We start from the raw sequence: 12,163 nt of genomic DNA, 5'->3' as shown, positions 1-12,163 counted from the left end.
CCAATTTAGCTTTACAGGAGGGAAGAAGTAAGATGGCGAAAGGACGCGTGGTTCAGGTAATGGGTCCGGTTGTTGACATCGAGTTCGACCGTGGACACCTGCCTGCCATTTACAATGCGATCAAGATTCAACATAAAGCACAAAGCGCTGGCGAGCGCGACATCGACTTGACAGTTGAGGTTGCGACTCACCTGGGCGACAACATGGTTCGTACTGTTGCGATGTCTTCTACCGACGGTTTGGTTCGCGGTATGGAAGCCGTTGACACAGGTGCACCAATTTCCGTTCCAGTGGGTGCAGTAACCCTTGGACGCGTATTCAACGTATTGGGTGAACCAATCGACCAGCAAGAGCTCGGCGAGGTTGAGCGTCGTGACCCAATTCACCGCAAAGCTCCTGAGTTCGTAGAGCAAGCAACCAATGTTGAAATTCTGGAAACAGGGATCAAAGTTATTGACCTCCTGGCTCCGTACATCAAGGGTGGTAAGATCGGTCTGTTTGGTGGTGCGGGTGTAGGTAAAACCGTTACCATTCAAGAGCTGATTAACAACATCGCGCAAGAGCACGGCGGTATTTCCGTATTCGCTGGTGTAGGGGAGCGTACCCGTGAAGGTAACGACCTGTACCACGAGATGAAAGACGCAGGCGTTCTGCCGAAAACCGCGATGGTATTCGGTCAAATGAACGAACCGCCTGGTGCGCGTCTGCGCGTAGCGTTGACTGGTCTGACAATGGCGGAATACTTCCGTGATGAAGAAGGCCGCGACGTTCTTCTGTTTATCGACAACATCTTCCGCTTTACCCAAGCGGGTTCCGAGGTTTCCGCTCTCTTGGGCCGTATGCCATCTGCGGTAGGTTACCAGCCAACACTGGCTACCGAAATGGGTCAGCTGCAAGAGCGTATTACCTCCACCAAAAAAGGTTCTGTAACGTCCATTCAAGCGATCTACGTACCAGCGGATGACTATACTGACCCGGCTCCTGCGACTACGTTTGCTCACTTGGACGCGACGACCAACCTGGAGCGTTCCATCGCTGAGTTGGGTATCTTCCCTGCTGTTGACCCACTCGCATCCACTTCCCGTGCCTTGACTCCTGAAGTAGTTGGTCAAGAACACTACGATGTGGCTCGTGGCGTGCAAAAAATTCTGCAACGCTACAAAGAACTGCAAGATATCATCGCGATCCTTGGTATGGACGAGCTGAGCGACGAAGACAAGCAAGTCGTTGGCCGCGCGCGCCGCATTCAACGCTTCCTGTCCCAGTCCTTCCACGTTGCCGAGCAATTTACCGGTAACCCAGGTCAATACGTACCATTGAAAGAAACTGTTCGCAGCTTCAAGGAAATCCTTGAAGGTAAGTATGACCACCTGCCAGAGGGTGCGTTCCTCTACGCCGGTACGATTGAAGATGTGGTAGAACGCGCGAAGAACATGGCGTAAGACACCCTGGAAAGGGGAGACGAGTAAGTGAGTAAGATGACAGTTGAAGTCGTAACTCCTGAACGGGTTGTCTACAGCGGTCAGGCTGAAATGGTCATTGCTCGCGGCGTTCAAGGGGACCTCGGTATTTTGCCGAACCACATGCCGCTGGTAAGCCCGCTGAAAATAGCGCCAGTTCGGATCAAGACTGAAGGCGATAAAGAAGTAAAGATGGCTGTAAGCGGCGGCTTCCTGGAAGTGCGCGGCGATAAAGTAACCATCCTTGCTGAAACGGCTGAATTGCCGGGAGACATCGATGTTGAACGTGCGAAGGCAGCGAAAGCTCGCGCCGAAAAGCGTTTGGCAGAAAAATATGCCGAACTCGACGTTCAGCGTGCAGAACGTGCGCTGCAGCGTGCGATGGCACGTCTCGACGTAACGAAGTAAGCGTAAGCTTGCGATCCCCGCGCCCATGTGGCTGCGGGGATTTTTCAGTTGCACGGCATGTATGGTGATACATGCTTGCAGGGCATGATATTTCCAGTTGGTAATTGCCTAACGTTTCTGTGTATAATAGACCTAATGCCCTGCCGCCGGACTTGAGGTTTTTGCAACAGCATAAGGGGCGGCACTGGCTTTCTGGAATTAAAGGAGAGTGTAACTGATGCAAACCATTCGCGATATTCGCCACAATCAGGATGGCGTAGTGATTCCTAGCGGCTTTACGGCCAATGGCTGGTCGAGCGTGCTGTCGCATGAAATGAATGTCCTGTTTCAATCCATGTGTCTAGTCGTAACAGAGTACGAGACAAAAGCAGAGATGGAAAAAGCACTGGATGAAATCGAAGCGTTGAAAGGCACGTTTTCCGAGCCTGTGAAGGAAGCTTTCAAATCAGAAGCGGACTACGAAGGCTACGTCAACCTCCTGAACCGCTTCAAAGCGTTCCTGAAACGCTCCGATTATGACTACCCGACCTCCCGTGCGGAAGCCATTCAGCTTTTCGTAAAATGGGGTCTGGTGCTCGACAAAGAGGACGTATGGGATGTCCCTGTCTATCCGTTCCCGGATGCCTCCCAGCTGTTCAAGCTGAGTGAGGTTGAATCGCTTGCCTTGGCGCATGTGAAGCTGGAAGCGCTGGTACACCCTATTTTCAGCCGTCTGGTCATGCATCTGCATGAGCGCGACGAAAATACGTTCAGCATGTCCAAGGCAGAAATGAAAGAAATCCTGAACACCAACGATCAAATGCTTGCTGAGGTTTTGATTAAGCTGACCCCGTACATGGAAGAAGCAATCGAGAACATTCTGGAGCTGCCAGATGATGAGAAGCTGAACTTCACCATTGTGTGGGAACGCATTTACGAAGATTTCCTTGGTCAGCAGTTTTCAAGCAACGTTCAATAATGAATGAACACGAGAGCCAAATCGGGCATTTTTGTTTGGCTATTATATGATGTCGGAAAAGCTTAGAGAGATTTCTCTAAGTTTTTCCCTTTATATGGCAATACAGGAAGGCTTTCGTTAGACACTCAATTGGCAATTTGTTATAATGATAAAGGTATTTTTTTCTAGCAGTATCGACCTGCGACAACGTTCATACCTTCATCTGCGATGCTGCGAGCAATATCCCTTTGATGAGGTGACTACTTCTTCTGGAGGGCAGCGCAAGACAGATTCAAATCTTTCTTACGAGCGGAGGGAACGTGGGTGAATGAGATCTATACCAACAATTATGTTATTGTCGCGATCTTTTTGATTCTGGGTGTGTTGTTGCCCGTGGCTACAGTCAGTTTCGTTGGTCCACTGCTGCGTCCAAAGAAACCGACACGGGAAAAGCAAACCACTTATGAAAGCGGTAACATTCCTGTTGGTGACAGCTGGGTACGCTTCAACGTAAAGTATTACATTTTCGCCCTCTTGTTTGTCATTTTTGATGTAGAGACGCTCTTTCTGTACCCGTGGGCCGTCGCTTACAAAGAGCTGGGGCTGTTCGCCCTGGTCGAGATGGTCATCTTTATAGCCTTGCTGGTAGTAGGGTTGATTTACGCGTGGAGAAAGAAGGTGCTGGAATGGAACTAGACTTGACAAGCATTGCGCCTGAATTGCAAGAAGAGCTGGAACGCAACGTCATGTTTACGACATTGGAAACGGTAAAAGGCTGGGTCCGCAGCAACTCGCTCTGGCCGCTGACCTTTGGTCTTGCCTGTTGCGCCATTGAAATGATGGGAACAGGTGGATCGCGCTACGACCTGGACCGATTCGGCGTGATCTTCCGCGCCTCGCCAAGGCAATCGGATGTCATGATCGTTGCCGGTACCGTTACGAAAAAAATGGCGCCGCTGCTGCGCCGTTTGTACGACCAAATGCCCGAGCCGAAGTGGGTGATCGCCATGGGGTCCTGTGCGACGGCAGGAGGCCCTTACGTACGCTCGTACAGCGTGGTAAAAGGTGTCGATCAGATCGTTCCTGTCGACGTATATATTCCGGGCTGTCCGCCTAATCCGGCTGCCCTGATTTACGGAATCAACAAGCTCCAGGAAAAAATTCGCTATGAAGCGAAGACTGGGAAGCGGGTGACCAGTCAATGAGTGAAGAAAAACGCAAACCAACGCCGGAAGAAAAGGCGAAGGCCGCCGCTGAAGCCCGTGCCAAGGCTGAAGCTTTGCGAAAATTAAGAGAACAGGGGGCGCAGGCTCCACAGGGGGAAAAGGAAGCGGAAGAAGTTCCGGTACAAGCCCAGGCCGCAGAGCCACAGGCAAAAGCCGAACCAGCCCCATCGTCGAAGCCCATCTCGGAAATGACACCAGAGGAAAAAGCCGCTGCGAAAAAGGCCGCCGCTGCCGAGGCGATTGCAAAGGCCAAGGCCGCGAAAGAAGCGAAAGAAGCGAAAGAAGCCGGAGCAGAGTCAGCCCCAGCGCCGAAGCCTTTCTCGGAAATGACGCCAGAAGAAAAAGCCGCCGCGAAAAAAGCCGCCGCTGCTGAAGCGCTGGCAAAAGCAAAAGCTGCGAAAGAAGCCAAAGAGGCTGCCCAGCAGGCTGATGCTGCTCCGACAGCATCCGGTGCAGACGCAGAGGCGAAGGCCAAAGCGGCGGCTGCTGCAAAGGCCAAGGCCGCTGCCGCAGCTGCAGCGAAGGCGAAGGCCGCGAGGGAAGCAGGCGGACAGGCAGCAGATGGCGCAGATGCCGACGCCAAGGCAAAAGCAGCCGCCGCTGCGAAAGCCAAAGCAGCAGCCGCCGCAGCAGCGAAAGCGAAAGCCGCGCAGGGAGAATCCCCAGCTGCGGAAGAAGCGCCGAAAGCTCCTTCCAAAAATCAGCCGTATCTCGACAAGTACGTGCAGCGCATTACAGAAGTGTTTGGCAAGGAAGTGCTGGAGGCTGCCTACATAAACGAGCTGGGCAAGGAAGTTCCGACACTGGTCATCAAGACAGAGCGTTGGCATGAAATCGCCCGGTTTTTGAAGGAAGACGAGCCACTGGCATTCGATTACTTGTCTGATTTGCACGGCGTCGATTATGAGGACCGGATGGAGGTTTACTACCACTTCTACTCCTACATAAACCGACAAAGTCTGGCCGTAAAAGTCAAAACAAACCGGGAACAGCCATCTGTGCCATCGGTTATGGATCTATGGCATGGCGCAAATTGGAACGAGAGAGAGACTTTTGACTTGTTGGGGATTCATTTCCCGGGACATAAGGATTTGCGTCGAATTTTGCTGCCGGATGATTGGGTAGGCTATCCGCTGCGAAAAGATTACGTGCAATACGACGAGGAGGTTTAACAGATGAACCAAAACATCCTCACAACAAATGTCGATACCTCTCCTGAAACGGGCATTCGCACGGAAGAAATGCTCTTGAACGTCGGGCCGCAGCATCCGAGTACACACGGCGTTTTTCGTCTGGTTGTCAAAATTGACGGGGAAACCATCAAGGAAGCCATTCCGGTGATGGGCTACCTCCATCGGGGAACCGAAAAGCTGGCCGAAAACTTGAACTATACGCAAATCATTCCCTACACAGACCGGATGGACTACGTGTCCGCCATGACCAACAACTACGTCTTCTGCCACGCGGTAGAAACCATGATGGGATTGGAAATACCGGAGCGTGCCCAGTTTTTGCGGCTGATTGCCATGGAGCTGAACAGGGTAGCGAGCCACCTGGTCTGGTGGGGAACGTACCTGCTTGATATTGGCGCGATGGGGCCGTTTCTGTATGCGTTCCGCGATCGGGAAATGATCCTCGACCTGTTCAACGAGCTGTGCGGGGCGCGGATGACCTTTAACTACATGCGGATTGGCGGCGTGAAATGGGATGCCCCTCCAGGGTGGATCGACAAGGCCAAGGAATTCGTCCAGTACATGAAGAAGGAACTCGGCAACTACCATAAGCTGGTGTCGGGAAATGAAATTTTTATCAACAGGATCAAAGGCATCGGCAAATTCGACACCAAGACGGCGCTGGACTACTCGCTGTCCGGAGTCATGCTCCGCTCTACCGGAGTCAAATGGGACTTGCGCAAGGATGAGCCTTACTGTATCTACGATCGCTTCGACTTTGATGTTCCGACTGCCACAGAGGGAGACTGCATGGCTCGCTACCAGTTGCGGATGGCAGAGATTGAACAGTCGCTGCGCATTCTGGAGCAGGCTCTGGAGCAATTCCCGAGCGAGGGAGAAGTCATCGGCAAAGTGCCGCGCGTCATCCGTCCGCCAGCCGGTGAGACATATGTGCGCATCGAAGCACCGCGGGGAGAGATTGGCTGCTATATTGCCAGCCAGGGCAAGGATAAGCCATGGAGAGTGAAATTCAGACGCCCGTCCTTTACCAATCTGCAGATTCTGCCCAAATTGTTGCAGGGCGAAAACCTTGCCAACATGATCGCGATCCTGGGCAGCATCGACATCGTGCTCGGGGAGGTTGACTGTTGATGAACGAGCTTCTGCAGCAAGCCCCCTCGTGGGGAAACACGCTCTGGTTTATCGTGGCGGCGGTGCTCCTGCTGGCTGTCCTGCTGGGATTTGTAACGTATGCCATTTACTTCGAGCGAAAAATAATCGGCTGGATGCAGCTGCGAATCGGTCCCAATCGGGTAGGACCGCTGGGGCTTTTGCAAACCGTTGCTGACGTTACCAAGCTTCTTCTGAAAGAAGATACGCGTCCGCAGCATGCAGACAAAGCGCTGTTTACGCTGGCGCCCATTCTCGCCTATGCGCCTGCCTTCGGGGTTCTCGCCGTCATGCCGTTTACAGAAAGCATCCAGTTTGCCGACTTGGGCATCGGCCTTCTGTACTATATCGCTCTGTCGGGAATTACCGTGCTGGGCGTAATTACGGCGGGCTGGGCGTCGAACAACAAGTATTCGCTGATCGGCGGTCTCCGCTCTGCGGCGCAGATGATTAGCTATGAAGTGCCACTCGTCATGTCCGTGGTGGGCGTTGTCATGCTGACGGGCAGCATGAATCTCAGGGAAATTGTCGAGGCGCAGCGGGATGTCTGGAATATCGTTCCGCAGTTTATCGGCTTTGCCGTCTTTCTTGTAGCGGCCCAGGCCGAGCTGAACCGCACGCCTTTTGACTTGCCGGAGGCCGAGTCCGAGCTTGTGGCAGGCTACCACGTCGAATATTCCGGCTTCCGCTTTGCGATGTTTATGCTGGCGGAATACGTGTACATGTTCGGGATGGGGACGTTGATTACGATTTTGTTTTTGGGCGGCTGGCTGCCCATTCATCCGGCTTTGGACTTTATCCCGGGAATCGTCTGGTTTGTCCTCAAGTTCTCGCTGTATATCTTCCTTCAGTTCTGGCTTCGGGCTACAATGCCGCGCTTGCGGGTCGATCAGTTGATGTCGTTTGCCTGGAAAGTTCTGCTGCCAGTGGCCTTGTTCAACATTTTGCTCACGGCTGTCGTCATTTCCTATCAAAACGGCATGTTCTAAGCTTCGCGGCCAAGAGGCAACTGCCAGATGTCCCACGTTTATACGGTCGGCAAGGCGAAAGACAAGTTCTCAATTTCTGAGGGGTGACATACATGCTTGGACTGGCCAAAGGCCTGGGGTACACATTTAAAAAGCTTACGGAGAAAAAAGTAACCCATTTTTACCCGGACGTGCCTTTTCCCATGCCGCCGCGCTTTCGCGGCATCCAGCACTTTTCCCCGGAAAAATGCATCGTGTGCAACCAGTGCGCGCGCATTTGTCCGACAGAGTGCATCCAGTTGACAGGAAGGCCCCATCCGGATCCGGAGAAAAAGGGGAAAATCATCGATACGTACGATATTAACTTCGAATTGTGCATCCTGTGCGATCTTTGTACAGAGGTTTGCCCGACCGAAGCGATTGTGATGACCAACAACTTTGAGCTGGCTGTATACAGCAGGGACGAACTGTACAAAGACCTGAAATGGCTGGATGACAACAATACGAACGTCAGGGAGGAGAACTAGCATGACTGGCGAATTTGTAGCCTTTTTTATCCTGTCTCTCCTGACGATTGGCGGCGCTGTTTTCATGATTAGCTTTACGCGAGTCGTTCACATGGTAATCTCGCTCGGGGTTACGTTTATCAGCATCGCCGGACTGTTCGTTTTGCTTGGAGCGGAGTTCGTAGGCGTAGCACAGGTGCTGGTTTACTCCGGGGCGATTTCCATCCTGATGCTGTTTGGCATCATGCTGACCAAGCACGATGCCCAGGATGAAGGAACCGGACGGACCTGGAAAAACCGCTTTATCCTGCTCTTTGTCGTCGGACTGTTTGGTCTGTTGTTCTGGGGTGTGCAAAACACGCCGTGGCCGGGACCTCCGCCGCAAGCAGCATCGTCTGTGAGCAACGCCAAAGAAATCGGACTTGAAGTATTCACCAAGTACGTCATTCCGTTCGAGCTGTTGTCCGTACTGCTTTTGGTCGCATTGGTCGGTGCGATCATCATGGCAAAAAAGGAGGGGGATAACGAATGACAGTAAGCATTACCTCCTATTTAATGGTCGCGCTGATTCTGTTTTGCGTCGGATTGTACGGAGCGCTGACAAAGCGCAACGCGGTTGTCGTGCTGCTTTCGATTGAGCTGATGCTGAATGCGGCCAATATCAACCTGATTGCCTTCTCAAAATACGGCTTGTACCCGGCTGTAGCCGGACAAATTTTTACCCTGTTCTCCATGACGGTGGCGGCGGCCGAGGTCGCGGTAGGTCTGGCAATCCTGATTGCACTCTACCGCAACAAGGAAACCGTCAATGTGGATGAAATGAACCAAATGAAACGATAGATGGAGACCTGATAAGGAGGACAAAGATGGATACTTTTTTGCACTACGCCTGGCTGATCCCTCTGTTTCCGCTTCTTGCTTTCATCGTGATCGTTTCATTTGGTCGACAGTTGAAAGAAGGAGCGGCCATCGTCGGCATCGGGCTGACGGCTGTTTCTTTTGGAATCGCAGTGCTCACCTTCTGGCAGAGATTCCGGGATGGCGGAGGAGACTACAACTACGTGGTAGATTGGCTGCAAGTCGGTGACATTGTCATCAACATGGGCTTTGAGGTAACGCCGCTCAATGCCATGATGCTGGTCATCGTGACCTTGGTCAGCCTGCTGGTTCAGATTTACTCCAAAGGCTACATGCACGGTGACGAGCGTTTTCCGGTGTTTTACCAGTACCTGGCGCTGTTTACGTTTTCCATGCTCGGTCTGGTCATTTCGCCGAACCTGTTGCAAGTGTACATTTTCTGGGAGCTGGTCGGTGTCTGCTCCTTCCTGCTCGTCGGCTACTACTACTTCAAGCCGGAAGCGAAGGCTGCGGCCAAAAAGGCATTTATTGTCACACGGATCGGCGACCTTGGACTGTTTATCGGGATTTGTCTGCTGTTCTGGTGGACAGGAAGCTTCGAGTACGCGGCGATTTTTGAGAGCGTGGCGCTCGGACGTCTGGAGCCTTGGATGATTACTCTTGCCGCGATTCTGATTTTTGTCGGGGCAATCGGAAAATCAGGCCAATTCCCGCTGCATACATGGCTGCCTGACGCGATGGAAGGTCCTACGCCAGTGTCTGCCCTGATCCACGCGGCGACGATGGTCGCAGCCGGGGTGTATCTGGTGGCGGCGACGTATCCGCTGTTTATCGCCTCGGAGACAGCGCTGACAGTCGTGGCCTATGTGGGAGGCTTCACAGCAATTTTTGCCGCTTCCATCGGTTTGACGCAGCGTGACATCAAGCGCGTGCTGGCGTATTCCACCGTCAGCCAGCTGGGCTACATGATGATGGCGCTCGGCGTTGCCGGAGCTGCCGGTTATGTAGCCGGATCGTTCCACCTGATGACACACGCCTTTTTCAAAGCGTTGCTCTTTCTCGGAGCGGGTAGCGTCATTCATGCCGTACATACGCAGGACGTTTTCGAGATGGGTGGCTTGTGGAAAAAAATGCCTGTTACGGCATTGACCTTTTTGATCGGCTGTCTGGCAATCGCGGGGATTTTTCCGTTCGCCGGGTTCTGGTCGAAGGAAGCAATCCTGGGCGCTGTGTACGGAGCGCATCGCTATGATCTGTTGGTCATTGCGCTCGTTGCCGCTTTCTTTACGGCATTCTATATGTTCCGACTGTTTTTCCTCACGTTCGCCGGAAAGGCCAGAGGCAAGCACGAAGCGCACGAGTCGCCAGCTGTCATGACTGGTCCGCTGCTGATTTTGGCGCTGCTCGCTGTGGTGGCTGGTTTTGTAAACACGCCTTACGCTCCGCTGCTGTCTGACTGGCTCCTGTCTACAGACACGGGAACGGCGATTGCAGGCATTTTTGGAGAGGGATCAGAGCATGCGGCAGCATGGCTGCAAATCGTGGCGCTGCTCATCTCGGTGCTCGGCGTCATTTTGGCCTATCTGATGTATGGCAAAAAGTCGATTCCTTCGGACAGCATTCCCGAGACGATGCCGTGGCTCTATCAACTCTCTTACCGCAAATACTACGTGGATGAGCTGTATCACCATGTCGTTGTGCGGCCGCTCGGCTGGCTCGGCGTAATCCTGAACGGCTTTGACAAGTACGTGGTGGATGGCCTGGTCGGGCTGACAGCCAAGCTTTCACAGGGGATCGGCTCTCTGCATGCGCGAGTGCAAAGCGGTCAGATTCAGTCTTACGGGGCGATGGTCCTGTTCGGTCTTTTGCTGCTGATTATTGCCATCAGTTTGACGGTCGAGGGAGGTGGACTCTTTGGATTCGGGCGCTAATATCCTTTTGTCGTCGCTGGTGTTTTCTCCGCTCCTGGCGATTCTTGTCATCGCCTTCATCCCGCGCAGCCGATTCGGGGCAATCAAGCAGGTTGGGGTACTGGGAACCTTGCTGCCGCTGATTCTGGCCTTCTGGATGTTCGGAGCTTTCAATTACGATACGTCCAATCTCCAGTTTGTCGAGCGTCACAACTGGATTTCCATCCCGATCGGACTTGCGCAGACGGGGACGGTCTTTGCCTTTGAAATCAACTACGAGCTGGGCGTGGATGGCATCTCGATGCCGCTGATCTTGCTGACGGCGATTATCGGCACGATGGCTGCAGTCGCTTCCTGGCAGATCAAAAAGCGGCTGAAAGAATATTTCATCCTGTTCCACTTGCTGCTGATCGGGATGCTGGGTGTGTTTGCCGCCGATAACCTGTTTTTGTTCTTCATCTTCTTCGAGCTGACGCTGGTGCCAACGTACTTCCTGATTGGCATCTGGGGCTACGGCGAGCGGGAGCATGCGGCAAACAAATTCCTTTTGTACAACGGAATCGGCTCAGGCATCATGCTTCTGGCCTTCATCATGATTTTCGTCGTCATGCGCACGCTGAATATGGACCAAATTGCTGCGATCCTGACGACGCCGGATCATCCGGTTACAGCTACGCTCACACCAGAGGTCCGGTTCGGGCTGTTCCTGGCGCTGTTTGTGGCTTTTGCCATCAAGCTGCCGGTATTTCCGTTCCATACGTGGATGCTGAAGGTACACGTACAAGCTCCGCCTTCCATCGTCATGATCCACTCCGGCATTTTGCTGAAGATGGGGGCGTATGGACTGCTGCGGATGGGCATCGGATTTTTCCCGGAGCAAGCCTATCAGTTCTCGACGTGGCTTGCGGTCTTGGGAATCATCAACGTCTTGTACGGAGCGGTTCTCGCTTTTGTGCAAAAAGATTTGAAGATGGTGCTGGCGTACTCCAGTATCAGCCACATGGGGATCGTACTGCTCGGCTTTGCGGCGATGAACTCGATCGGCTTTCAAGGCGCGATGTTCCAGGTTGTTTCCCACGGCTTTATTTCGGCACTGCTGTTCTTTTTGATCGGCGTCATTTGGGACAGGACACAGACGTCGACGATCAGCGAACTCGGCGGCTTGGCCAAATCCATGCCGTTTGCAAGCGGAATTTTCCTGGCTGGCGGGATGGCGTCGCTGGGTCTGCCAGGCATGTCCGGGTTTATCAGTGAGTTTTTCGCTTTCCTTGGGCTGTTCGGCCGGATGCCAGTGTTGGCCGCGATCGGGGCGCTCGGAATCGTGCTCACAGCCGTTTACCTGCTGCGGGCGATCCTGCGGACGACATTCGGCCCGATGCCAAGCCGTTTTACAGGTCTTGCGGACGCGCAGCCAATGGAAGTGATTCCGATGGTCGTGTTGCTCGGATTCATTATTCTCATCGGGGTGTACCCGGCTATTTTGGGCAATCCGATGCAGCAGGCCCTGAAAACGATCGTACCGATCGTAACGGGAATAGGAGGGTAATC

The 12,163-nt window shown here is 53.2% G+C and carries 13 protein-coding genes; all 13 read left to right on the top strand.

Features of this window, described 5'->3' with window-relative positions; all coding sequences use genetic code 11:
- Positions 1-32: 32 nt before the first annotated feature.
- The 13 genes from atpD to EDM57_RS00490 all read left to right on the top strand — a co-directional run bounded on the left by atpD (position 33) and on the right by EDM57_RS00490 (position 12,161).
- The gene (gene atpD, locus EDM57_RS00550; RefSeq protein ID WP_122902834.1) at positions 33-1,442 is read left to right on the top strand and encodes a F0F1 ATP synthase subunit beta; all 1,410 of its coding nucleotides are present in this window, start codon (positions 33-35) and stop codon (positions 1,440-1,442) included.
- 27 nt (positions 1,443-1,469) lie between these two features.
- On the top strand, positions 1,470-1,868 hold the full coding sequence (locus EDM57_RS00545; protein WP_122902833.1) for a F0F1 ATP synthase subunit epsilon: 399 nt from the start codon (positions 1,470-1,472) through the stop codon (positions 1,866-1,868).
- A 217-nt stretch (positions 1,869-2,085) separates the two neighbouring features.
- A complete protein-coding gene (locus tag EDM57_RS00540; RefSeq protein WP_122902832.1) occupies positions 2,086-2,826 on the top strand; it encodes a DUF6042 family protein in 741 nt (246 codons plus the stop codon).
- Between the two features lie 303 nt (positions 2,827-3,129).
- On the top strand, positions 3,130-3,501 hold the full coding sequence (locus tag EDM57_RS00535) for an NADH-quinone oxidoreductase subunit A (protein ID WP_122902831.1): 372 nt from the start codon (positions 3,130-3,132) through the stop codon (positions 3,499-3,501).
- Positions 3,492-4,010 (top strand): NuoB/complex I 20 kDa subunit family protein, encoded by a 519-nt coding sequence (locus EDM57_RS00530; RefSeq protein WP_122902830.1) that lies wholly within the window; start codon positions 3,492-3,494, stop codon positions 4,008-4,010. Before EDM57_RS00535 ends, EDM57_RS00530 begins: the two co-directional genes overlap by 10 nt.
- Positions 4,007-5,203, top strand: coding sequence for an NADH-quinone oxidoreductase subunit C (locus EDM57_RS00525; protein ID WP_122902829.1), 1,197 nt, complete (start codon positions 4,007-4,009; stop codon positions 5,201-5,203). Before EDM57_RS00530 ends, EDM57_RS00525 begins: the two co-directional genes overlap by 4 nt.
- A gap of 3 nt (positions 5,204-5,206) precedes the next feature.
- Positions 5,207-6,355 (top strand): NADH-quinone oxidoreductase subunit D, encoded by a 1,149-nt coding sequence (locus EDM57_RS00520; protein WP_122902828.1) that lies wholly within the window; start codon positions 5,207-5,209, stop codon positions 6,353-6,355.
- Positions 6,352-7,362: an NADH-quinone oxidoreductase subunit NuoH gene (gene nuoH / locus EDM57_RS00515; RefSeq protein ID WP_211338196.1), complete on the top strand. Its 1,011-nt coding sequence runs from the start codon at positions 6,352-6,354 to the stop codon at positions 7,360-7,362. Before EDM57_RS00520 ends, nuoH begins: the two co-directional genes overlap by 4 nt.
- 92 nt (positions 7,363-7,454) lie before the next feature.
- Complete coding sequence (nuoI, locus tag EDM57_RS00510) at positions 7,455-7,868, top strand: NADH-quinone oxidoreductase subunit NuoI (protein ID WP_122902826.1); 414 nt, start codon at positions 7,455-7,457, stop codon at positions 7,866-7,868.
- 1 nt (position 7,869) lies between these two features.
- On the top strand, positions 7,870-8,379 hold the full coding sequence (locus tag EDM57_RS00505) for an NADH-quinone oxidoreductase subunit J (RefSeq protein WP_122902825.1): 510 nt from the start codon (positions 7,870-7,872) through the stop codon (positions 8,377-8,379).
- Positions 8,376-8,687: an NADH-quinone oxidoreductase subunit NuoK gene (gene nuoK / locus EDM57_RS00500; protein ID WP_122902824.1), complete on the top strand. Its 312-nt coding sequence runs from the start codon at positions 8,376-8,378 to the stop codon at positions 8,685-8,687. The genes EDM57_RS00505 and nuoK overlap by 4 nt, the downstream gene beginning before the upstream one ends.
- Positions 8,688-8,713: 26 nt before the next feature.
- Positions 8,714-10,636, top strand: a complete 1,923-nt coding sequence (gene nuoL / locus EDM57_RS00495; protein ID WP_122902823.1) for an NADH-quinone oxidoreductase subunit L — start codon at positions 8,714-8,716, stop codon at positions 10,634-10,636.
- Positions 10,620-12,161: a complex I subunit 4 family protein gene (locus tag EDM57_RS00490; protein ID WP_122902822.1), complete on the top strand. Its 1,542-nt coding sequence runs from the start codon at positions 10,620-10,622 to the stop codon at positions 12,159-12,161. Before nuoL ends, EDM57_RS00490 begins: the two co-directional genes overlap by 17 nt.
- Positions 12,162-12,163 lie beyond the last annotated feature (2 nt).

Origin of the sequence: Brevibacillus gelatini (genome assembly GCF_003710935.1) — a bacterium.
GTDB lineage: Bacteria > Bacillota > Bacilli > Brevibacillales > Brevibacillaceae > Brevibacillus > Brevibacillus gelatini.
The sequence above is the reverse complement of the archived record's forward strand: the minus strand, read 5'-3'. Positions and strand labels throughout refer to the sequence as shown.

What these genes read in the sequence shown, in the direction of transcription:
- atpD (WP_122902834.1), top strand. Translation starts at nt 33, where the DNA reads ATGGCGAAAGGACGCGTGGTTCAGGTAATGGGTCCGGTTGTTGACATC.
- EDM57_RS00540 (WP_122902832.1), top strand. Translation starts at nt 2,086, where the DNA reads ATGCAAACCATTCGCGATATTCGCCACAATCAGGATGGCGTAGTGATT.
- EDM57_RS00530 (WP_122902830.1), top strand. Translation starts at nt 3,492, where the DNA reads ATGGAACTAGACTTGACAAGCATTGCGCCTGAATTGCAAGAAGAGCTG.
- EDM57_RS00525 (WP_122902829.1), top strand. Translation starts at nt 4,007, where the DNA reads ATGAGTGAAGAAAAACGCAAACCAACGCCGGAAGAAAAGGCGAAGGCC.
- EDM57_RS00520 (WP_122902828.1), top strand. Translation starts at nt 5,207, where the DNA reads ATGAACCAAAACATCCTCACAACAAATGTCGATACCTCTCCTGAAACG.
- nuoI (WP_122902826.1), top strand. Translation starts at nt 7,455, where the DNA reads ATGCTTGGACTGGCCAAAGGCCTGGGGTACACATTTAAAAAGCTTACG.
- EDM57_RS00505 (WP_122902825.1), top strand. Translation starts at nt 7,870, where the DNA reads ATGACTGGCGAATTTGTAGCCTTTTTTATCCTGTCTCTCCTGACGATT.
- nuoK (WP_122902824.1), top strand. Translation starts at nt 8,376, where the DNA reads ATGACAGTAAGCATTACCTCCTATTTAATGGTCGCGCTGATTCTGTTT.
- nuoL (WP_122902823.1), top strand. Translation starts at nt 8,714, where the DNA reads ATGGATACTTTTTTGCACTACGCCTGGCTGATCCCTCTGTTTCCGCTT.